18 protein-coding genes are annotated in these 20,803 nt (G+C 58.9%); 5 read left to right on the top strand and 13 right to left on the bottom strand.

Features of this window, described 5'->3' with window-relative positions; translation table 11 throughout:
* Positions 1 to 463: 463 nt before the first annotated feature.
* From BLU63_RS31740 to BLU63_RS31700, 8 genes are all read right to left on the bottom strand, one after another.
* Positions 464 to 1,225, bottom strand: a complete 762-nt coding sequence (locus BLU63_RS31740) for a secretin N-terminal domain-containing protein (RefSeq protein WP_077748740.1) — start codon at positions 1,223 to 1,225, stop codon at positions 464 to 466.
* A gap of 252 nt (positions 1,226 to 1,477) precedes the next feature.
* A complete protein-coding gene (locus BLU63_RS31730) occupies positions 1,478 to 1,903 on the bottom strand; it encodes a GNAT family N-acetyltransferase (RefSeq protein ID WP_083377166.1) in 426 nt (141 codons plus the stop codon).
* Positions 1,896 to 3,065 carry a ribosomal protein uL16 3-hydroxylase gene (locus tag BLU63_RS31725; RefSeq protein ID WP_083377165.1) on the bottom strand — a complete coding sequence of 390 codons (1,170 nt, stop codon included), beginning with the start codon at positions 3,063 to 3,065 and terminating at the stop codon, positions 1,896 to 1,898. Before BLU63_RS31725 ends, BLU63_RS31730 begins: the two co-directional genes overlap by 8 nt.
* 86 nt (positions 3,066 to 3,151) lie before the next feature.
* Positions 3,152 to 4,522: an adenylosuccinate lyase gene (purB, locus tag BLU63_RS31720; protein ID WP_010458886.1), complete on the bottom strand. Its 1,371-nt coding sequence runs from the start codon at positions 4,520 to 4,522 to the stop codon at positions 3,152 to 3,154.
* A 126-nt stretch (positions 4,523 to 4,648) separates the two neighbouring features.
* Positions 4,649 to 5,272, bottom strand: a complete 624-nt coding sequence (hflD, locus tag BLU63_RS31715; RefSeq protein WP_010458887.1) for a high frequency lysogenization protein HflD — start codon at positions 5,270 to 5,272, stop codon at positions 4,649 to 4,651.
* Positions 5,269 to 6,393: a tRNA 2-thiouridine(34) synthase MnmA gene (gene mnmA / locus BLU63_RS31710; protein ID WP_010458889.1), complete on the bottom strand. Its 1,125-nt coding sequence runs from the start codon at positions 6,391 to 6,393 to the stop codon at positions 5,269 to 5,271. The genes hflD and mnmA overlap by 4 nt, the downstream gene beginning before the upstream one ends.
* 59 nt (positions 6,394 to 6,452) lie before the next feature.
* Positions 6,453 to 6,899 carry an NUDIX hydrolase gene (locus BLU63_RS31705; RefSeq protein WP_083377164.1) on the bottom strand — a complete coding sequence of 149 codons (447 nt, stop codon included), beginning with the start codon at positions 6,897 to 6,899 and terminating at the stop codon, positions 6,453 to 6,455.
* Between the two features lie 213 nt (positions 6,900 to 7,112).
* Complete coding sequence (locus tag BLU63_RS31700) at positions 7,113 to 9,338, bottom strand: NADP-dependent isocitrate dehydrogenase (RefSeq protein ID WP_083377163.1); 2,226 nt, start codon at positions 9,336 to 9,338, stop codon at positions 7,113 to 7,115.
* A 494-nt stretch (positions 9,339 to 9,832) separates the two neighbouring features.
* Between BLU63_RS31700 and icd the strand changes: the two genes are divergently transcribed.
* Positions 9,833 to 11,089: an NADP-dependent isocitrate dehydrogenase gene (gene icd, locus BLU63_RS31690; protein WP_010458895.1), complete on the top strand. Its 1,257-nt coding sequence runs from the start codon at positions 9,833 to 9,835 to the stop codon at positions 11,087 to 11,089.
* Between the two features lie 74 nt (positions 11,090 to 11,163).
* Here icd and BLU63_RS31685 read toward each other — a convergent pair whose 3' ends face one another.
* Positions 11,164 to 11,445 carry a cold shock domain-containing protein gene (locus BLU63_RS31685; RefSeq protein WP_042932186.1) on the bottom strand — a complete coding sequence of 94 codons (282 nt, stop codon included), beginning with the start codon at positions 11,443 to 11,445 and terminating at the stop codon, positions 11,164 to 11,166.
* 224 nt (positions 11,446 to 11,669) lie between these two features.
* Here BLU63_RS31685 and clpS point away from each other — a divergent pair, with 224 nt between their 5' ends.
* Together clpS and clpA are read left to right on the top strand one after the other, a co-directional pair.
* On the top strand, positions 11,670 to 12,053 hold the full coding sequence (gene clpS / locus BLU63_RS31680) for an ATP-dependent Clp protease adapter ClpS (RefSeq protein WP_010458899.1): 384 nt from the start codon (positions 11,670 to 11,672) through the stop codon (positions 12,051 to 12,053).
* Between the two features lie 30 nt (positions 12,054 to 12,083).
* On the top strand, positions 12,084 to 14,354 hold the full coding sequence (clpA, locus tag BLU63_RS31675; protein WP_007946437.1) for an ATP-dependent Clp protease ATP-binding subunit ClpA: 2,271 nt from the start codon (positions 12,084 to 12,086) through the stop codon (positions 14,352 to 14,354).
* Positions 14,355 to 14,596: 242 nt separating this feature from the next.
* Here clpA and infA read toward each other — a convergent pair whose 3' ends face one another.
* From infA to trxB, 4 genes are all read right to left on the bottom strand, one after another.
* Positions 14,597 to 14,815 carry a translation initiation factor IF-1 gene (infA, locus tag BLU63_RS31670; RefSeq protein WP_002553999.1) on the bottom strand — a complete coding sequence of 73 codons (219 nt, stop codon included), beginning with the start codon at positions 14,813 to 14,815 and terminating at the stop codon, positions 14,597 to 14,599.
* 100 nt (positions 14,816 to 14,915) lie between these two features.
* Complete coding sequence (locus BLU63_RS31665; protein WP_010458901.1) at positions 14,916 to 15,623, bottom strand: arginyltransferase; 708 nt, start codon at positions 15,621 to 15,623, stop codon at positions 14,916 to 14,918.
* A gap of 57 nt (positions 15,624 to 15,680) precedes the next feature.
* The gene (gene aat, locus BLU63_RS31660) at positions 15,681 to 16,361 is read right to left on the bottom strand and encodes a leucyl/phenylalanyl-tRNA--protein transferase (protein WP_083377162.1); all 681 of its coding nucleotides are present in this window, start codon (positions 16,359 to 16,361) and stop codon (positions 15,681 to 15,683) included.
* 63 nt (positions 16,362 to 16,424) lie between these two features.
* Positions 16,425 to 17,384 (bottom strand): thioredoxin-disulfide reductase, encoded by a 960-nt coding sequence (gene trxB, locus BLU63_RS31655; RefSeq protein ID WP_077748745.1) that lies wholly within the window; start codon positions 17,382 to 17,384, stop codon positions 16,425 to 16,427.
* 307 nt (positions 17,385 to 17,691) lie between these two features.
* Here trxB and BLU63_RS31650 point away from each other — a divergent pair, with 307 nt between their 5' ends.
* Both BLU63_RS31650 and lolA read left to right on the top strand, forming a co-directional pair.
* The gene (locus tag BLU63_RS31650) at positions 17,692 to 20,100 is read left to right on the top strand and encodes a DNA translocase FtsK (protein ID WP_010458906.1); all 2,409 of its coding nucleotides are present in this window, start codon (positions 17,692 to 17,694) and stop codon (positions 20,098 to 20,100) included.
* A gap of 66 nt (positions 20,101 to 20,166) precedes the next feature.
* Positions 20,167 to 20,790, top strand: a complete 624-nt coding sequence (lolA, locus tag BLU63_RS31645) for an outer membrane lipoprotein chaperone LolA (protein WP_007904916.1) — start codon at positions 20,167 to 20,169, stop codon at positions 20,788 to 20,790.
* Positions 20,791 to 20,803: the final 13 nt, after the last annotated feature.

The raw sequence follows: 20,803 nt of genomic DNA, 5'->3' as shown, positions 1-20,803 counted from the left end.
TTCCTGCTCCTGCCAAGTACGCGATTCAATTGGGGCGTAAGAGGCTGCTCGCTGACCAGAAGCTTAGGTGGTCAAGTCGGATTCGGCGGGATTGGCGACGGGATGAACGATGGGCTCGAGGGGAAGTGAGCAGGTAAGGGCGAACTGGCGAGCGCATTCGGGCGTCGTGGGCCTTGGTACGAACTTCAGTGTGGAGCCGGGTTACCTAATTACGCTTCCGTCCCTCGGGACAACTTCGTTCCAGTCGGCAACCTCGTCAAACACACCTTGTGGGCGGTACAGACACGAAGCGGCTCGCGGGGTAGATGCGAGCAGCGCCTCGAAGGCCCTTGCCAGGGCCCCTGATTAGCGGGAGCGAGGCCATCATGCCTTTGCTTTTTTGTATCGTCAAACGTTTTGTAGTGCTTTTTTTCGGGCACTACATCTTTGGTCTAATACGACTAATCAGTCAGTTTTCGGTGGTTTAGTCCAAAGTATCGACTTTCACCCGCAACGTCATGTCATCCCGGCCCTGAGTCGAGTAGCTGCGGGTCTGGCCCTGTTTATCGGCTTGGGTCTGACGGTTCACACCGGCCAGGGTGATCCACTCGCCCAAGCGTCCCGTGACAGTTGTGTCGGTACTTTGCACATTCACTACATCTGGACGTTCCTGGCTCATGCGGTCACGGTTGGTACTGATCGCCAAGTGAACGATGTCGCCGGTAACGCTGGCGGTGACGTAGAAGCCCTGAGTGACGTTGCGGTACTCGGTCTGGCTGCGCAGATCACCATAGGAATCGGTCTGAGTGCTGGTGAGCGGGACGCTTTGGCCGACCTGAATCAGCGCCGGTGTGCCTTCGCTGGCCTGAATCTGCTGGATGCCGCCATCGCGGCTGTCGGTGCTGCGATTGATGATGCGCGTCTGGCTCGGTTTGGCGCCGTTGACCGAGTAGCCTTGGTCGCCCTGGAAGTTGTTTTCGTTGGTGTCGACCGTGATCAGCAGGCGCTTTGCGGCAACGTCGAGTTGTGCGACAAGGGCCTTAAGTTCGTCGATCTTGCGCTGTTCTGCGTTGACAATCAGTTGGTTGCCGTAAGCGCTGACCTGGCCGTCCTTGCCGATGAAATCCTGTGCCATGGGTAGCATGTCGGCGCTGGTGTGGTAATTCAGGGGCACGATCTCGGTGGCTGCCATGACTGAAAAACTGCACGTCAGCAGCAGCGTGGTGAGCAGGGTGCGTAGGGACATATCCGTTATCTCCGACATCTTGAAGTGTTGATATTGCCAGTTTGTCGGCCCGGCGTGGGGCAAGTTGAATCGTAGACAGCAAAACGCCCCGGCATCGGTCGATGGCGAGGCGTTTTGTGGTGTTCTGGTGGGCTTTTGTGGTGAGGGCGGCTGCTCCCGCTGGGCTGCACAGCAGCCCTAAAAATCTTGGGAACGCTTCGCGCCCCAGCGGGAGCAAGCTCCCTCGCCACAGTAATCTCCCATCACAGGGAATTAAGCGGAGTGCCGCACCATGTCCACATGCGGAATCCCGGCTTCCAGGAACTCCTCACTGACCAGGCTGAAGCCCAGGCGCTCATAGAACGCCGTGGCCTGGACCTGTGCGCTCAGCATCTGCTGCTTCAGATCGCGCTTCTCGGCTTCACCGATCACCGCTTGCATCAGCGCATCGCCGACTTTCAAACCGCGCCAGTCTTTCAGCACCGAGACCCGGCCAATGTGCCCATCGGGCAGCAGGCGGGCGGTGCCAATCGGAAAGTCGCCTTCGAAGGCCAGGAAATGCACCGCCGTTGCGTCATCCGCATCCCATTCCAATTCTGGCGGAACGGATTGCTCGGCAATGAACACCGTCTCACGAATGCGCCGGATCTCGGCGTTGTCCTTTTGCCAGTCTGCGACACGAACGTGAATTTTATTCATCGGCAAACCCCAGGCTTCCTTGCTTGATCAGTTCGCACAGCAAGCCGCGGCTGTCTTCGTCGGTCAGCCACTCGCCCAGATTGTCGGCGTGCAGGGAGTCGGCAGCGCAGATCATTTTCAGCAGCTCACGCAGCTTGCCTGGCAGATAACGGCTCTGGCCGCTGGCGAACAACAACAGGTCGTCATCGACTTCGGACCAGGCCAGGCGTGCGCTCGGGTTGCGGATCAGTATTGCGCCTTGCTCCAGGCTGGCAAGCAGGTCGTCTTCTTCGATCTCTTCCGGGCCTGCCACGAGTTCCGGGTAGCGCGGCTCGGTCATGTACTGGCCAAACCAGGTCAGCAGCAGGCGCTCGTCGCTCATGTGCTCGGCCAGCAAGGCTTTCAGGCGATCAAGGGCGTCGTGCTGAATCTGGTGCGGATCGACCGCCGGCAGGGCGTCGGCATCGGTGTAGCGCTCTTCATCGGTCAGGAACTGGCTGAGGAAGTCAGTGAAGTGAGTCAGCACTTCAGAAGCGCTCGGGGCGCGGAAGCCGACCGAGTAGGTCATGCAGTCATCAATCGCAACACCGCAGTGGGCCAGGCGCGGCGGCAGGTAGAGCATGTCGCCAGGTTCCAGGACCCACTCATCGGTGGCTTCGAAATCAGCGAGGATGCGCAGGTCCGCGTGTTGCAGCAACTTGCTCTCGGAATCGCACATCTGGCCGATTTTCCAGTTGCGCTTGCCGTGACCCTGCAGCAGGAACACATCGTAGTTATCGAAGTGCGGTCCGACGCTGCCACCCGGGGCGGCGAAGCTGATCATCACGTCGTCGACGCGCCAGCTCGGCAGGAAGCGGAAGTTTTCCAGCAGCTCAGAAACTTCCGGAACGAACTGGTCAACCGCTTGAACCAGCAGGGTCCAGTCACGTTCCGGCAGTTTGCTGAATTCGTCTTCGGCGAACGGACCGCGACGCAATTCCCAAGGGCGCTCGCCGTTTTCGATTACCAGGCGCGATTCAACTTCTTCTTCCAGCGCCAGGCCAGCCAGTTCGTCGGCGTCAATCGGGCTTTCGAATTCAGGAATCGCCTGACGGATCAGCAGGGGTTTTTTCTGCCAGTAGTCGCGCAGGAATTCGCGCGCCGTGATGCCGCCCAGAAGTTGAAGAGGAATGTCAGGATTCATGTGTAACCTATTGAAAAAATGCACTTTTCAGACGGGAATAAAAACGCCCGGCGCTGCCGGGCGTCTCAAACGGGTAAAACGGTCGATCAGATGCGTTTGGCTTGTGCCACGGCGTTACCGATGTAGTTCGCCGGGGTGAGCAATTTCAGCTCGGCCTTGGCAGCGGCTGGCATGTCCAGGCCGTCGATGAAAGTTTGCAGTGCTTCAGGGCTGATGCCCTTGCCACGCGTCAACTCTTTCAGCTTTTCATACGGGTTTTCGATGTTGTAGCGACGCATCACGGTCTGGATCGGCTCGGCCAGCACTTCCCAGCACGCGTCCAGGTCAGCTGCGATCTTCTGAGCGTTGAGCTCCAGTTTGCTGATGCCCTTGAGGCTGGCTTCGTACGCGATCACGCTGTGGGCGAAGCCGACACCGAGGTTGCGCAGCACGGTGGAGTCGGTCAGGTCACGCTGCCAGCGGGAGATCGGCAGCTTGCTCGCCAAATGCTGGAACAGCGCGTTGGCGATACCCAGGTTGCCTTCGGAGTTTTCGAAGTCGATCGGGTTGACCTTGTGCGGCATGGTCGACGAACCGATTTCGCCAGCGATGGTGCGCTGCTTGAAATAGCCCAGGGAAATGTAGCCCCAGATGTCGCGGTCGAAGTCGATCAGGATGGTGTTGAAGCGGGCGATCGCGTCGAACAGCTCGGCGATGTAGTCGTGCGGTTCGATCTGCGTGGTGTACGGGTTGAAGCCCAGGCCCAGCTCGTCTTCGATGAAGGCGCGGGCGTTCTCTTCCCAGTCGATCTCAGGGTAGGCCGACAGGTGAGCGTTGTAGTTGCCGACAGCGCCGTTGATCTTGCCCAGCAGCGGAACGGCAGCGACTTGAGCGATCTGACGCTCCAGACGGTAAACCACGTTCGCCAGCTCTTTGCCCAGGGTGGTCGGCGAGGCCGGTTGACCGTGGGTGCGCGACAGCATTGGCACGTCAGCGAAACGGATGGCCAGTTCGCGGATGGCTTGAGCGGTCTGGCGCATCAGCGGCAGCATCACGTCATCACGACCTTCGCGCAGCATCAGGGCGTGGGACAGGTTGTTGATGTCCTCGCTGGTGCAGGCAAAGTGGATGAACTCGCTGACCTTGGCCAGTTCCGGCAGCTTGGCCGCCTGCTCTTTGAGCAGGTATTCGATGGCTTTGACGTCGTGGTTGGTGGTGCGCTCGATCTCTTTGACACGCTCGGCGTGCTCCAGCGCGAAGTTCTCCGCCAGGGTGTTCAGCACCGCGTTGGCTTCGGCGGAAAACGCCGGCACTTCGCTGATGCCTGGGTGAGCGGCCAGGCGCTGGAGCCAGCGCACTTCAACCAGAACGCGAGCACGGATCAGGCCGTACTCGCTGAAAATTGGGCGCAGGGCCTGGGTTTTGCCGGCGTAGCGGCCGTCAACAGGGGAAACCGCAGTGAGCGAAGAAAGCTGCATGGGGTGTTCTCGGACAGTCGGGCAACGAAATGGGGCGCGTATCATACATGAAAAAATCCGCCGGTCCGTTGCCAACTGACCGGCGTATTACGCGTTACAGATCTAAAGCGGTGTTGCGGGCGCGGTTCAGCTGCTGCGCATCAGCGGGTAAAGCTCTTTGAGCAACTTGCGACGGCTGATCACCAGCTGCCAGCGATGGCCGCCCAACTGCCGCCACAGGCGCGCCGAACGAATCCCGGCCAGCAACAGGGCGCGGATTTTCGAGGCGTTGCTCGGTTGCTGCAGGTTGCGCATGTCGCCGTGGACCTGAATCCGTTGGCGCAAGGTGCTCAGGGTGTCCTGGTACAGCGCACCGCAGGCCGCAATCACGTTTTCGTGGGCCGGGCCGAAGTGCTCGACCTGGGATTGAATCTGCGGCAAACGCTTGCCGATCACATCGAGCAAGTCGTCGCGCTTGGCCAGCTGACGTTCCAGGCCCAGCATGGCCAGGGCGTAACGCAGCGGTTCGCGCTGCAGGGTGCTCGGGTCGCGTTCCAGGGCGCCGATCAATGCGCGATAGCCTTCGCGCAGATTGAGGTCGTCGCCGCCGTACACTTCCAGGGTGTCCTTGGGGTCGCGGATCAGCAGGCTGCCGAGCATGCAGGTCAGGCCGGCTTCGGTGGTCTGGCCGGTCTTGGCAATCTTGTCGACGAGGACGGCGGCGAGAAACACGCCGCCCAGCGCCGTCAGTTGCTCCTGAGTGGGGTTCATGCCTTGCTGCTCCATGGCTCTGCGACTTCAATCACGCCGCCGCCGAGGCAGATTTCACCGTCGTAGAACACCACGGACTGGCCCGGGGTGACCGCGCGCTGTGGGTCATCGAAGGTGGCGCGATAGCCGGTGGCGGTTTTTTCCAGCGTGCAGGGCTGATCGCTTTGGCGATAACGAACCTTGGCAGTCAACTTGCGCGGCTCGGTCAGATCGATCGGGTTGACCCAATAGATGTCCGAGGCGAGCAGGGCGCGGGAGAACAGGTAAGGATGGTCATTGCCCTGGCCGACGATCAGCTCGTTGTGTTCCAGGTCCTTGATCAGCACGTACCATGGCTCGTCACCGGCGTCTTTCAAGCCGCCGATGCCCAGGCCCTGACGCTGGCCGATGGTGTGATACATCAAGCCGTGGTGACGGCCGATGACTTCACCTTCGGTGGTCTTGATCTCGCCCGGTTGGGCCGGCAGGTATTGCTTGAGGAAGTCACTGAAGCGGCGTTCGCCGATAAAGCAGATCCCTGTGGAATCCTTTTTCTTCGCGGTGGCGAGTTCGTGTTTCTCGGCAATCGCGCGCACTTCGGGCTTTTCCAGTTCACCGACCGGGAACAGCGTCTTGGCGATCTGTTCGCCGCCGACGGCGTGCAGGAAATAGCTCTGGTCCTTGTTCGGGTCCAGGCCCTTGAGCAGTTCAGTGCGGCCATCGATGTCGCGGCGGCGCACGTAGTGGCCGGTAGCGATCAGGTCGGCGCCGAGCACCATGGCGTAGTCGAGGAACGCCTTGAACTTGATCTCGCGGTTGCACAGGATGTCCGGGTTCGGCGTGCGACCGGCCTTGTACTCGGCCAGGAAGTGCTCGAACACGTTGTCCCAGTACTCGGCGGCGAAATTGGCGGTGTGCAGCTTGATGCCAATCTTGTCGCATACGGCCTGGGCATCCGCCAGGTCGTCCATGGCGGTGCAGTATTCCGTTCCATCGTCTTCTTCCCAGTTCTTCATGAACAGGCCTTCCACCTCATAACCCTGCTCGATCAGCAGGAGAGCGGAAACGGAAGAGTCCACGCCGCCGGACATGCCGACAATGACGCGCTTCTTTTGTGTGTCAGAAGGGGCTGGATCACGCATAGGGATTCAATGAGTGTCTTGAAAAAGGACGCGATTCTAACAGGCCGAAGCCCGCAAGGCTAAAGAGAAGGGCGGATCAGTTCGAGACTGTAGTGCTGGCCGTCCAGATAATCATCGATACAGCGGATGATCAGCTCACTGCGCCAGTTTGCGCGCTGTGCCAGCAATTCGTCACGCGTCAGCCATTTTGCGCCGACGATGCCGTCATCCAGTTGATAGTCGGGGTAGTGTTTGAGCGGCTTTGCGGTGAAACAGACCCGCTGGTAGGTCACGCCGTTGCTGGGGGCGGTGTAGAGGTAAATGCCCACCACGCCCGTCGGTTCGACGTCCCAGCCGGTTTCTTCCAGGGTTTCGCGCACGGCGGCTTCGATCAGGGTTTCGTCCGGGTCCAGATGGCCGGCCGGCTGGTTGAGCACCGCTTGTCCGTGCTTGAGTTCTTCGACCATCAGAAAGCGACCATTGTCTTCGACGATGGTGGCGACGGTGATGTGGGGTAGCCAATCCATGAAGCTTCCTCGGTTTCTAATATTGGAATAAAGAACAGTGTGGGAGCGAGCCTGCTCGCGATGACGGTGGGTCAGTCGACATCAATGTTGAATGATATATCGCTATCGCGAGCAGGCTCGCTCCCGCATTGGTGCGTATTTCATAGATGAAAAGTGTGGGGCACAAACAGAAACCCCGGCACTGGGCCGGGGCTTCTTTGCATCCTTACAACCTTAAACCAACGCAGCGATCGCGGCGTTGAAGGTGTTGCTTGGGCGCATGGCCTTGCTGATCAGCTCGGCATTAGCGTGGTAGTAACCGCCGATGTCCACTGGCTTGCCCTGAACGGCGTTGAGCTCGGCAACGATGGTTGCTTCGTTCTCGGCCAGGGTCTTGGCCAGTTCGCCGAACTGCGCTTGCAGTGCAGCGTCTTCGGTCTGGGCGGCCAGGGCCTGGGCCCAGTACAGCGCCAGGTAGAAGTGGCTGCCGCGGTTGTCGATATTGCCGACTTTGCGCGATGGCGACTTGTTGTTGTCCAGGAACTGGCCAGTGGCCTGATCCAGGGTCTTGGCCAGCACCAGCGCTTTCGGGTTGTTGTAAGTAACACCCAGATGCTCAAGGGAAGCGGCCAGGGCCAGGAACTCGCCCAGGGAATCCCAGCGCAGGAAGTTCTCTTCCAGCAGCTGTTGAACGTGCTTCGGTGCCGAACCGCCGGCGCCGGTTTCGAACAGACCGCCGCCATTCATCAGCGGAACGATCGACAGCATCTTGGCGCTGGTGCCCAGTTCCATGATCGGGAACAGGTCGGTCAGGTAGTCGCGCAGTACGTTGCCGGTCACCGAGATGGTGTCCTTGCCTTCGCGGGTGCGGCCCAGGGTGAAGGCCATCGCGTCGACTGGCGACATGATGCGGATGTCCAGGCCGGAGGTGTCGTGATCCTTCAGGTAGGCCTGAACTTTCTCGATCACTACACCGTCGTGGGCGCGCATCGGGTCCAGCCAGAAAATAGCCGGGGTTGCGCTTGCACGGGCACGGTTGACGGCCAGTTTGACCCAATCCTGGATCGGCGCGTCTTTGGTCTGGCACATGCGGAAGATGTCGCCGGCTTCAACCGACTGCTCCAGCAGAGTGCGGCCAGCGCCGTCGGAAACCCGAACCACGCCGTTGGCCTTGATCTGGAACGTCTTGTCGTGGGAACCGTACTCTTCGGCTTTTTTCGCCATCAGGCCAACGTTTGGCACGCTGCCCATGGTGGTCGGATCGAAAGCGCCGTGCAGCTTGCAGTCTTCGATCACCGCCTGGTAGATGGTGGCGTAGCAGCGATCCGGGATCACCGCCTTGGTGTCGTGCAGCTGACCGTCAGTGCCCCACATTTTGCCGGAGTCACGGATCATCGCCGGCATCGAGGCGTCGACGATCACGTCGCTCGGCACGTGCAGGTTGGTGATGCCTTTGTCGGAGTTGACCATGGCCAACGACGGACGAACGGCGTAGACCGCCTGGATGTCCGCTTCGATCTGCGCTTGTTGCTCGGCCGGCAAGGCCTTGATGCGAGCGTACAGGTCGCCGATGCCGTTGTTCAGGTTGAAACCGATCTGTGCCAGCACGTCAGCGTGCTTGGCCAGTGCGTCTTTATAGAACTCGGCAACGATCTGGCCGAACATGATCGGGTCGGAGACCTTCATCATGGTGGCTTTCAAGTGAACCGACAGCAGCACGCCTTTTTGCTTGGCGTCTTCGATCTCGGCAGCGATGAAGCTGCGCAGAGCGTTTTTGCTCATGACCGCGCAATCGAGGATCTCACCGGCTTGCACGGTGGTTTTTTCTTTCAGGACGGTGGTGGTGCCGTCTTGAGCGATCAGTTCGATTTTGACGGCATCAGCGGCGTCGATCAGGGCGGCTTTTTCGCTGCCGTAGAAATCACCGGTGCTCATGTGTGCGACATGGGACTTGGAGTCCGCAGCCCAGGCGCCCATTTTGTGCGGGTGCTTGCGTGCATAGTTCTTGACCGACAGCGGTGCACGACGATCAGAGTTGCCTTCGCGCAGAACCGGGTTCACGGCGCTGCCCTTGATCTTGTCGTAACGCGACTTGGCGAGCTTGTCGGCGTCGGTGGCCACGGTTTCCGGGTAGTCCGGCAGGGCGAAGCCCTGGGCTTGCAGCTCTTTGATTGCGGCTTGCAGTTGCGGAACCGAGGCGCTGATGTTCGGCAGCTTGATGATGTTGGCTTCAGGCGTAACGGCCAGATCGCCCAGTTCGGCGAGGTGGTCGGCTACGGCTTTGTCACCCAATTGCTCGGGGAAGCTGGCCAGGATGCGCCCTGCAAGAGAGATATCGCGGGTTTCCACGGCGATATCAGCCGAAGCGGTGAACGCTTCTACGATAGGCAACAGTGAATAGGTGGCGAGGGCGGGAGCTTCGTCGGTGAAGGTATAGATGATCTTCGAGCGGGTGGGCATATTCGGATTAACTCTCTCTTCTTTGCTAAAGCGTGCGCAGAAACTCGAGGGGCGCCGGGTAAGCGCGTTCGTTCAAAGTCATCCATGAGCCGAATGTCGAGGTTTCTTTGCGGTGATGTTGGGTGCATCGGTCGAGCGTCAAGCGGGTGGGTTGCGGTAACAACCCTGCTTTTTCAGGCCCCAAGCCTCGTAGTAGAGAGGTCGGCCATCGTGACTCTGCGGTCAGCGGGCGGCATTATACATAGGTAGCTGGCAATCTGCCGATGGTTCATATGCAACGATTCTCGTCCATTGGTCTAAAGGTCGCAGGGGCGAGGGGGGCGTAGAGTCTTGCACCGTGCTTGAGTTTGGCGCTTTTCCCTTTGCTTTCAGGCTTGTACGTCGCGAACTGTGCAGCTTTGCGGCAGATGGATGGAACATAGGGTTTGCGTGCCGATTTAACTGGGGTACGCTCGAACGAAGCCAGATGTTCAATCCAAACAATGGAGTTCAGCATGGGATACAAGAAGATTCAGGTTCCAGCAGTCGGCGACAAAATCACCGTCAACGCGGACCATTCTCTCAATGTTCCTAACAACCCGATCATCCCCTTCATCGAAGGTGATGGTATTGGCGTTGATATCAGCCCGGTCATGATCAAGGTTGTCGATGCTGCTGTTAAGAAGGCTTACGGCGGCGAGCGCAAAATTTCCTGGATGGAAGTCTATGCCGGGGAGAAAGCGACTCAGGTTTACGATCAGGACACCTGGCTTCCCCAGGAAACCCTGGACGCAGTCAAGGATTACGTGGTTTCCATCAAGGGCCCTCTGACCACCCCGGTCGGTGGCGGCATCCGTTCCCTGAACGTGGCCCTGCGTCAGCAACTCGACCTTTATGTATGCCTGCGCCCGGTGCGCTGGTTCGAAGGCGTACCTAGCCCGGTCAAGAAGCCAGGCGATGTCGATATGACGATCTTCCGTGAGAACTCGGAAGACATCTACGCCGGTATCGAATGGAAAGCCGGTTCGCCGGAAGCGACCAAGGTCATCAAGTTCCTCAAAGATGAAATGGGCGTCACCAAGATCCGTTTCGACGAAAACTGCGGTATCGGCATCAAGCCGGTTTCCCTGCAAGGCACCAAGCGTCTGGCGCGCAAGGCGTTGCAGTATGTGGTCGACAACGACCGCGACTCGCTGACCATCGTGCACAAAGGCAACATCATGAAGTTCACCGAAGGTGCCTTCAAGGAATGGGCCTACGAAGTGGCCGCTGAAGAATTCGGTGCGACCCTGCTCGACGGCGGTCCGTGGATGCAGTTCAAGAATCCGAAAACCGGCAAGAACGTCATCGTCAAGGACGCCATCGCCGACGCCATGCTTCAGCAGATCCTGCTGCGCCCGGCCGAATACGATGTGATCGCGACCCTGAACCTGAACGGCGACTATCTCTCTGACGCCCTGGCGGCGGAAGTGGGCGGTATCGGTATTGCACCGGGCGCCAACCTGTCCGACACCATTGCCATGTTCGAAGCGACCCACGGTACTGCGCCGAAATACGCCGGCAAGGACCAGGTCAACCCGGGTTCCCTGATCCTGTCCGCAGAGATGATGCTGCGCCACATGGGTTGGACCGAAGCGGCAGACCTGATCATCAAGGGCACCAACGGCGCGATTTCCGCCAAAACCGTGACCTATGATTTCCATCGTCTGATGGAAGGCGCGAAGCTGCTGTCTTCTTCTGCGTTTGGTGATGCGCTGATTTCGCATATGTAAGCGAGTTCCCGCATAACAAAAACCGCCCGATTCAGTGATTGAGTCGGGCGGTTTTTTTATGACTGAATGATGCGTCAGCTCGTTACTGTTTCCTGCGGGGTGACAGCGGCAGTCTGTTCATTTTCGGTTGTCGCAGCCTTGATTTCGACGGCATGCAGCCCCTTGGGGCCCTGAACAATCTGGAAACTCACGATTTGCCCGGCCTTGAGGGTTTTATATCCGTCCATCTCAATGGCCGAGTAGTGGGCAAAGAAGTCGATATCTTTTCCATCTTCGTCACGACCTTCTCTGGCGTCGGTGTTAATGAAACCGAACCCCTTGGCATTGTTGAACCATTTCACCTTGCCGACTGACATACCCATATCCCTCTGCAACAGACTCCATCACTGGAGTATCATCCAGTACATCCGCAGTCGAATCTCGAAATAAGATTGACTCCGCGGACCTTTTTTACCCACTGTGGGCTCTATTGGTTGTAACACCGTTTTGCCGATAGTCAAGGTGACCGGGCGGTCGGAGTTGAAATCGTCCATAGCCGCCCCCACCACTGTATTTGAACAACTGACGAACCTTTCTTTCCATGCATGCAATCAGCCAGATTCGACTAACATTCAATCAGGATCGCCCGGCTCTCCAAAAAGATCACCCGGAGCCCCACGACGACGATTCCGCAGGCATTGCTGTTCAGGAGGCAAAGCCTGCATTACAGGCGCCGCCGATGTACAAGGTGGTTTTGTTCAACGATGACTACACACCGATGGATTTCGTCGTCGAAGTGCTCGAGGTGTTTTTTAACCTGAATCGGGAGCTGGCGACCAAGGTCATGCTGGCCGTCCACACAGAAGGACGGGCAGTATGTGGAGTGTTTACCCGCGACATCGCCGAGACTAAGGCCATGCAGGTCAACCAGTACGCCAGGGAAAGCCAGCATCCGCTACTCTGTGAAATCGAGAAGGACGGTTAATCGCCGACCACTTGGGTATGAGGTGAAGCTATGTTAAACCGCGAGCTCGAAGTCACCCTCAATCTTGCCTTCAAGGAGGCTAGATCGAAGCGTCATGAATTCATGACCGTCGAACACCTCCTGCTGGCCCTATTGGACAATGAGGCTGCCGCCACCGTTTTGCGTGCCTGCGGCGCAAACCTCGACAAACTCAAGCACGATCTGCAGGAGTTCATCGACTCCACCACGCCCTTGATCCCCGTCCATGACGAAGATCGCGAAACCCAGCCAACCCTGGGCTTCCAGCGTGTCCTGCAACGTGCTGTTTTCCACGTACAGAGCTCGGGCAAACGCGAAGTGACTGGCGCTAACGTGCTGGTCGCCATCTTCAGTGAGCAAGAGAGTCAGGCAGTGTTCCTGCTGAAACAGCAGAGCGTTGCGCGCATTGATGTCGTCAACTACATCGCCCATGGCATTTCCAAAGTGCCGGGGCATGGCGATCACTCTGAAGGTGAGCAAGATATGCAGGACGACGAGGGCGGTGAGTCTTCTTCTTCAGGCAATCCTCTGGATGCTTATGCCAGCAACCTCAACGAACTCGCGCGCCAGGGTCGTATCGATCCGTTGGTAGGCCGTGAGCTGGAAGTCGAGCGTGTCGCGCAGATCCTGGCGCGTCGTCGCAAAAACAACCCGCTACTGGTGGGCGAGGCGGGCGTGGGTAAAACCGCGATTGCCGAAGGCCTGGCTAAACGCATTGTCGACAACCAGGTGCCGGACTTGCTGGCCAACAGCGTGGTCTATTCCCTCGATCTGGGGGCCTTGCTGGCCGGGACCAAATACCGTGGCGACTTCGAGAAGCGCTTCAAGGCGCTGCTCAATGAGCTGAAAAAACGTCCGCAGGCGATCCTGTTCATCGACGAGATCCACACCATCATTGGTGCGGGTGCCGCGTCCGGTGGGGTCATGGATGCCTCGAACCTGCTCAAACCGCTGCTGTCGTCGGGCGATATCCGTTGCATCGGCTCAACCACGTTCCAGGAATTCCGCGGGATCTTCGAGAAGGACCGTGCCTTGGCCCGGCGCTTCCAGAAGGTTGATGTGTCGGAGCCTTCGGTTGAAGACACCATCGGCATCCTGCGCGGCCTGAAAGGGCGTTTTGAAGCGCACCACAACATCGAATACAGCGATGAGGCGTTGCGTGCCGCCGCTGAACTGGCGTCGCGCTACATCAATGACCGGCACATGCCGGACAAGGCCATCGACGTCATCGACGAGGCGGGCGCCTATCAGCGTCTGCAGCCGATCGAGAAACGCGTGAAACGCATCGAGGTGCCTCAGGTCGAGGACATCGTTGCGAAAATCGCGCGGATTCCGCCTAAGCACGTCACCAGCTCCGACAAAGAGCTGCTGCGCAACCTTGAGCGTGACCTGAAGCTGACGGTATTTGGCCAGGATGCCGCGATCGATTCGCTGTCGACCGCGATCAAACTGTCTCGTGCTGGCCTCAAGTCGCCTGACAAGCCAGTCGGTTCGTTCCTGTTCGCAGGGCCGACCGGCGTCGGTAAAACCGAAGCGGCGCGTCAGCTGGCCAAGGCGTTGGGCATCGAGCTGGTTCGTTTCGACATGTCCGAGTACATGGAGCGCCACACCGTATCGCGTCTGATCGGTGCGCCTCCAGGTTATGTCGGGTTCGATCAGGGCGGTCTGCTGACCGAAGCCATCACCAAGCAGCCTCACTGCGTGCTGTTGCTCGATGAGATCGAGAAGGCGCATCCGGAAGTCTTCAACCTGCTGTTGCAGGTCATGGACCACGGTACGTTGACCGATAACAACGGGCGCAAGGCGGATTTCCGTAACGTGATCGTCATCATGACGACCAACGCCGGTGCCGAAACAGCAGCGCGTGCTTCGATCGGTTTCACCCATCAGGACCACTCGTCCGATGCGATGGAAGTGATCAAGAAGAGCTTCACGCCGGAGTTCCGCAACCGTCTGGACACCATTATCCAGTTTGGTCGCCTCAGCCATGAGGTCATCAAAAGCGTGGTGGACAAGTTCCTTACCGAGCTTCAGGCGCAGCTGGAAGACAAGCGCGTGCAGCTGGAAGTGACCGACGCTGCGCGAAGCTGGCTGGCAGCAGGTGGCTACGACTCGGCAATGGGTGCTCGACCAATGGCGCGTTTGATCCAGGACAAGATCAAGCGTCCGCTGGCGGAAGAGATCCTCTTTGGCGAACTGGCCGACCATGGTGGCGTGGTGCACATCGACCTCAAGGACGGCGAGCTGACCTTCGAGTTCGAAACCACGGCCGAAATGGCCTGACGTTAACCGCGACAAAGCAAAAGGCGCCGAGAGGCGCCTTTTTGCTGTTCGCCGAATTTGAACGCCTGACACCTCGCCCTGTGGGAGCCTGCTCGCGATGGCGGCGGGTCAGCTTGCATTGATGTTGAATGCAATGCCGCTATCGCGAGCAGGCTCGCTCCCACTGGGGGATGGTGTTGATCCATCAAATCGCAGACAAACAAAAACGCCCGGCATAAACCGGGCGTTTTGTATTGACTTGATTAGCGAGCGCGGTAAGTGATACGCCCTTTGCTCAAGTCATAGGGCGTCAGCTCGACGCGCACTTTGTCACCGGTAAGAATACGAATGTAGTTCTTGCGCATCTTGCCGGAGATATGCGCGGTTACGACGTGCCCATTTTCCAACTCCACACGAAACATGGTGTTGGGCAGGGTGTCGACGACAGTGCCTTCCATTTCGAAGCTGTCTTCTTTCGACATGCAGTAAAGCCCTCGGTGTCCAATGAATGGCCCGGTGCAACTGCGCCAGGCAAAAGCGGCGTGCATTGTGCCCGAAAAATGGGGTTTAAGCCAAGGGGTTCTAGTTCAGGATGACCCAGCGCTGATTAATCAGCAGTTCGATAGGTCGATATTGCGTCTTGTAGCTCATCTTTTTGCAGTTTTTGATCCAGTAGCCGAGGTAGACCGCTTCCAGTCCAAGGCGCCGGGCCTCGCCGATTTGCCAGAGGATCGCGTAGCGACCCAGGCTGCGACGTTCTTCATCGGGCTCGTAGAAGGTGTAGACCGCCGACAGACCGTTCGGCAGCAAATCGGTAACGGCCACTGCCAGGAGCCGGCCTTCGAGACGAAATTCGTAGAATCGGGAGAATGGCAGGTCGCGCACAAGGAACGTCGAAAACTGGTCGCGACTCGGCGGGTACATGTCGCCATCGGCGTGACGCTGTTCGATGTAGCGCTGGTAGAGATCGAAATACTCTTCGCTGAATTTCGGCCGGGCCGGGCGCACTTGCAGGTCGGCGTTACGTTTGAAAATGCGTTTCTGCTGACGGTTGGGCGAAAATTGCGCCACAGGGATGCGCGCCGGGACGCAGGCATTGCAATTCTGGCAATGAGGCCGGTAGAGATGATCGCCGCTGCGACGAAAACCCATTTCAGACAGGTCTGCGTAGACATGCACATCCATGGGCTGGCTAGGGTCGAGAAACAGGGTCGTGGCCTGCTCCTCGGGCAGATAGCTGCAAGAGTGGGGCTGAGTGGCATAAAACTTCAAACGCGCCAACTCGGTCATGATCAACCCTCGGGAATAAGCTTTGGATTAAGTGTAAGCCACACGGGCAAAAGTCGCTCAGCAAACCCAGGTTGCACGGCTGGGTTGATCCAGATGTTGTGCGAGGAAGTTGGCGAAATTGCGCCGAGGAATCGCTCGGGCGCCGAGGCTGTGCAGATGGTCGGTCGGCATCTGGCAGTCGATCAGCACAAAGCCTGAGTCTTTCAGATGTCGCACCAGCGTGGCAAAGCCATATTTCGAGGCGTTGTCGGCGCGGCTGAACATGGATTCGCCGAAAAACAGCTGACCCATCGCCAGGCCATAGAGCCCGCCGACCAGCACGCCATCATCCCAAACCTCAACGGAATGCGCGTAGCCACGTCGATGCAGCTCGAGGTAAGCCGTCTGCATCGCGTCAGTGATCCAGGTGCCGTCGGCGTAGTCCCGAGGCGCGGCGCAGGCGCTGATCACCGAGGCAAAGTCCTGATCGAAGGTCACTTGATAGCGTTGCTGGCGCAGCAATTTATTCAGGCTGCGCGAGACATGCAGTTCGTCGGGAAATAAGACGGTGCGCGGATCCGGCGACCACCAAAGGATCGGCTGGCCTTCCGAGAACCATGGAAAGCAGCCGTGGCGATAAGCCTGAATCAGACGATCGGCGGACAGATCTCCGCCCGCGGCCAGCAACCCGTTGGGGTCGCGCATGGCTTTTTCCAACGGCGGGAACGTCAGGGTGTTGCGTTGTAACCAAGTCAGCATGGCATCCGGGCTTGCAGAAGGGGAGGGCGGTGACGGGCTGGCGGCCCGCCGTGAAGTGTGCCGTCAAACGGTGGGAATGTCGTCGAGGTATTTCTCGGCGTCCAGCGCGGCCATGCAGCCGGCCCCGGCGGAGGTTACGGCCTGTCGGTAGACGTGATCGGCCACGTCGCCGGCGGCGAACACGCCCGGGATCTCGGTAGCTGTGGCATCGCCATCGCTGCCGCCCTTGACCAGCAGATAGCCGTCGCGCATTTTCAACTGGCCCTCGAACAGGTCAGTGTTGGGCTTGTGGCCGATCGCGATGAACACACCGGCCAGTGGCAATTCACGGGTTTCGCCTGTGTGGCTGTCGCGCAGGCGGGCGCCGGTCACGCCACTGGCATCACCCAGCACTTCATCGAGATTCTGGTTCCAGTGCAGGCGGATATTGCCGTTGGCGGCTTTTTCGAAGAGTTTGTCCTGGAGAATCTTCTCCGAGCGCAACTTGTCGCGCCGGTGAATCAGGTGGACTTCCTTGGCGATGTTCGACAAGTACAGTGCTTCTTCAACCGCAGTGTTGCCGCCGCCGACCACCGCGACCACTTGGTTGCGATAAAAAAATCCGTCGCACGTGGCGCAGGCCGAAACCCCTCGGCCGGCAAACGCCTCTTCCGAAGGCAGCCCCAGATATTGCGCCGAGGCGCCGGTCGCGATAATCAGCGCGTCGCAGGTGTATGTGCCGCTGTCGCCGATGAGCTCGAACGGGCGTTGTTGCAACTTGGCGGTGTGGATGTGGTCGTAAACGATCTCGGTGGCAAAGCGCTCGGCGTGTTTTTGCATGCGTTCCATCAGCACCGGGCCGGTGAGGCCTTCAACGTCGCCGGGCCAGTTATCGACTTCGACGGTCGTGGTTAGCTGGCCACCTGCCTGTATGCCGGTAATGACAACGGGTTTGAGGTTGGCGCGGGCGGCATAAACGGCTGCGCTGTATCCGGCAGGGCCGGAACCCAGAATGATCAGGCGGGAATGCTTCGGTTCGCTCATAAAAACACCTCATAAGCCTTTGTCACAAAAGAGAATGCATGCTCAAATTGAAACGCGCGTAACGTGCTTTTGGCTATGCTACACCGAAGGGCTTCAAGCATGGCATCGGGCGAACAAACCCGTACAATGCCGTCTGTAACAGTGATTGAAACAAAATAAGCTGTGCGTACCGTGTTTATAAAAACCGGGGTGCAATGTTAAAAGTAGTCCCAGTTGCGCGTGTTAACTTTTTTACCTGCCTGGATTGGGCAGTTTTTTATAGTCATTCAACAGATGGACGCGCCATGGGCGCAGGAAAAGAAGCGTTTTGAAGAAATCCACCGCAGCACCCAAAACAGTCGTCGTTCCACTCTGGCGCCAGCACTTGCACTACCGGCTCAAGGAAGGTGCATTGATCGCCATCGGTGGCCTGTGCCTGTTCCTGATGATGGCCTTGTTGACCTATGGCAAGGACGATCCGGGCTGGAGCCATAACAGCAAGATCGACGACGTACAGAACTTCGGCGGGCCGGTCGGCTCCTACAGCGCCGATATCCTGTTCATGGTGCTGGGTTACTTCGCCTATATCTTCCCGTTGTTGCTGGCGATCAAGGCCTATCAGATCTTCCGTCAGCGCCACGAACAGTGGCAATGGAGCGGCTGGCTGTTCTCCTGGCGCCTGATCGGCCTGGTGTTTCTGGTGCTGTCGGGCGCGGCACTCGCGCATATCCATTTCCATGCGGCGACCGGTCTGCCGGCCGGTGCGGGCGGCGCGTTGGGCGAAAGTCTTGGCGACCTCGCCAGGAACGCGCTGAACATCCAGGGCAGCACGCTCTTGTTCATCGCGCTGTTCCTGTTCGGCCTGACGGTGTTCACTGACCTGTCGTGGTTCAAGGTGATGGACGTTACCGGCAAGATCACCCTCGACCTTTTCGAACTGTTCCAGGGCGCGGCCAATCGCTGGTGGAGCGCCCGTGTCGAGCGCAAACAACTGGTGGCGCAGCTGCGTGAAGTCGACGATCGCGTGCATGACGTGGTCGCCCCGACGGTCACGGACAAACGCGAGCAAGCCAAGGTCAAGGAACGCCTCATCGAGCGTGAGCAGGCCCTGAGCAAGCACATGTCGGACCGCGAGAAGCAGGTGCCGCCCGTCATCGCGCCCGCACCGCCCAAGCCGGCAGCGCCGAGCAAGCGCGTCGAGAAAGAGAAGCAGGCGCCGTTGTTCGTCGACAGCGCCGTCGAAGGCACCTTGCCGCCGATCTCGATTCTCGACCCGGCCGAAAAGAAACAACTTAATTATTCTCCAGAATCGCTGGCCGCCGTCGGCCACTTGCTGGAAATCAAGCTCAAGGAATTCGGCGTCGAAGTCTCGGTGGATTCGATCCATCCGGGCCCGGTCATTACCCGTTACGAAATCCAGCCGGCCGCTGGCGTCAAAGTCAGCCGCATCTCCAACCTGGCGAAAGACTTGGCGCGATCCCTGGCCGTGACCAGCGTTCGTGTGGTGGAAGTGATTCCGGGCAAGACCACCGTCGGTATCGAGATTCCCAACGAGGACCGCCAGATCGTGCGTTTCTCCGAAGTGCTGTCGACCCCTGAGTACGACAACTTCAAGTCGCCGGTCACCCTGGCCCTGGGCCACGACATCGGCGGCAAGCCGGTCATCACTGACCTGGCGAAAATGCCGCACTTGTTGGTGGCCGGTACGACCGGTTCCGGTAAGTCGGTGGGTGTGAACGCGATGATCCTGTCGATCCTGTTCAAGTCCGGCCCGGAAGACGCCAAGCTGATCATGATCGACCCGAAAATGCTCGAGCTGTCGATCTACGAAGGCATTCCGCACCTGCTATGCCCGGTCGTGACCGACATGAAGGACGCGGCCAACGCCTTGCGCTGGAGCGTGGCGGAGATGGAACGTCGCTACAAACTGATGGCGAAGATGGGCGTACGAAACCTGTCGGGCTTCAACGCCAAGGTCAAGGAAGCCCAGGACGCGGGCACGCCGCTGACCGATCCGTTGTACAAACGCGAAAGCATTCACGACGAAGCGCCGCTGCTGACCAAACTGCCGACCATCGTCGTGGTCGTCGACGAATTCGCCGACATGATGATGATCGTCGGCAAGAAGGTTGAAGAACTGATCGCCCGTATCGCTCAGAAGGCCCGTGCGGCCGGTATCCACTTGATCCTCGCGACCCAGCGTCCGTCGGTTGACGTGATCACCGGTCTGATCAAGGCCAACATCCCGACGCGCATGGCGTTCCAGGTATCGAGCAAGATCGACTCCCGGACGATCATCGACCAGGGCGGTGCCGAGCAACTGCTGGGCCACGGTGACATGCTCTACATGCCGCCGGGCACCAGCCTGCCGATCCGTGTCCATGGCGCGTTCGTGTCCGATGACGAGGTTCACCGGGTGGTTGAAGCCTGGAAACTGCGCGGTGCACCGGAATACAACGACGAGATCCTGGCCGGTGTTGAGGAGGCCGGTAGCGGTTTCGACGGTGGCAGTGGCGGTGGCGACGAAGACAGCGAATCCGATGCGCTTTACGACGAAGCGGTGCAGTTCGTCCTGGAAAGCCGTCGTGCGTCCATCTCTGCGGTTCAGCGCAAGCTGAAAATCGGCTACAACCGCGCCGCACGCATGATCGAAGCCATGGAAATGGCCGGGGTCGTGACGTCCATGAATACCAACGGTTCGCGTGAAGTCCTGGCGCCTGGCCCGGTACGCGACTGATTTGATTTTGAAAGGATGGCGCAGTGATGCGCCACCCGAACTCCCACGAATGTTATGAGGACTCCCATGCGTCTTATCCGCATGCTGTTGCTGCCGGTACTGGCTTTGACCACGCTCTCGGCCCACGCCGATGACAAGGACGTGGCGCGTCTGACCCAACTGCTGGAAAAATCCCAGACCCTGACTGCGCGCTTCTCTCAGCTGACGCTGGATGGCAGCGGCACCCAGTTGCAGGAAACGGCCGGGCAAATGTCCCTGCAGCGTCCTGGCCTGTTCTACTGGCATACCGACGCACCGCAAGAGCAATTGATGGTTTCCGATGGCAAGAAGGTGTCCCTTTGGGACCCGGACCTGGAACAGGTCACCATCAAGACCCTTGACCAGCGCCTGACCCAGACACCTGCGCTGCTGCTGTCTGGCGACGTGTCCAAGATCAGCCAGAGCTTTGACATCAGCGCCAAGGAAGCCGGCGGCGTGATCGACTTCACCTTGAAACCGAAAACCAAGGACACCCTGTTCGACAGCCTGCGCCTGTCGTTCCGCAATGGCCTGGTCAATGACATGCAACTGATCGACAGCGTCGGTCAGCGCACCAATATCCTGTTCACCGGCGTGAAGGCCAACGAGCCGATCCCGGCGTCCAAGTTCAAGTTCGACATTCCCAAGGGTGCCGACGTCATTCAAGAGTAAGACGCAAAACCTG

Source organism: Pseudomonas mandelii, from assembly GCF_900106065.1.
GTDB lineage: Bacteria > Pseudomonadota > Gammaproteobacteria > Pseudomonadales > Pseudomonadaceae > Aquipseudomonas > Aquipseudomonas mandelii.
Note: the sequence above shows the minus strand (reverse complement) of the source record. Positions and strands in the feature narration are given on the sequence as shown.

Bases quoted from the DNA above. Each gene is read 5' to 3' on its own strand.
- mnmA (WP_010458889.1), bottom strand. From the start codon at position 6,393: ATGCGTGATCCAGCCCCTTCTGACACACAAAAGAAGCGCGTCATTGTC.
- clpS (WP_010458899.1), top strand. From the start codon at position 11,670: ATGCATGCAATCAGCCAGATTCGACTAACATTCAATCAGGATCGCCCG.
- clpA (WP_007946437.1), top strand. From the start codon at position 12,084: ATGTTAAACCGCGAGCTCGAAGTCACCCTCAATCTTGCCTTCAAGGAG.
- BLU63_RS31665 (WP_010458901.1), bottom strand. From the start codon at position 15,623: ATGACCGAGTTGGCGCGTTTGAAGTTTTATGCCACTCAGCCCCACTCT.
- icd (WP_010458895.1), top strand. From the start codon at position 9,833: ATGGGATACAAGAAGATTCAGGTTCCAGCAGTCGGCGACAAAATCACC.
- BLU63_RS31705 (WP_083377164.1), bottom strand. From the start codon at position 6,899: ATGGATTGGCTACCCCACATCACCGTCGCCACCATCGTCGAAGACAAT.
- BLU63_RS31700 (WP_083377163.1), bottom strand. From the start codon at position 9,338: ATGCCCACCCGCTCGAAGATCATCTATACCTTCACCGACGAAGCTCCC.
- trxB (WP_077748745.1), bottom strand. From the start codon at position 17,384: ATGAGCGAACCGAAGCATTCCCGCCTGATCATTCTGGGTTCCGGCCCT.
- hflD (WP_010458887.1), bottom strand. From the start codon at position 5,272: ATGAACCCCACTCAGGAGCAACTGACGGCGCTGGGCGGCGTGTTTCTC.
- purB (WP_010458886.1), bottom strand. From the start codon at position 4,522: ATGCAGCTTTCTTCGCTCACTGCGGTTTCCCCTGTTGACGGCCGCTAC.
- BLU63_RS31685 (WP_042932186.1), bottom strand. From the start codon at position 11,445: ATGTCAGTCGGCAAGGTGAAATGGTTCAACAATGCCAAGGGGTTCGGT.
- infA (WP_002553999.1), bottom strand. From the start codon at position 14,815: ATGTCGAAAGAAGACAGCTTCGAAATGGAAGGCACTGTCGTCGACACC.
- BLU63_RS31725 (WP_083377165.1), bottom strand. From the start codon at position 3,065: ATGAATCCTGACATTCCTCTTCAACTTCTGGGCGGCATCACGGCGCGC.
- BLU63_RS31740 (WP_077748740.1), bottom strand. From the start codon at position 1,225: ATGTCCCTACGCACCCTGCTCACCACGCTGCTGCTGACGTGCAGTTTT.
- aat (WP_083377162.1), bottom strand. From the start codon at position 16,361: ATGCTGACTTGGTTACAACGCAACACCCTGACGTTCCCGCCGTTGGAA.
- lolA (WP_007904916.1), top strand. From the start codon at position 20,167: ATGCGTCTTATCCGCATGCTGTTGCTGCCGGTACTGGCTTTGACCACG.
- BLU63_RS31730 (WP_083377166.1), bottom strand. From the start codon at position 1,903: ATGAATAAAATTCACGTTCGTGTCGCAGACTGGCAAAAGGACAACGCC.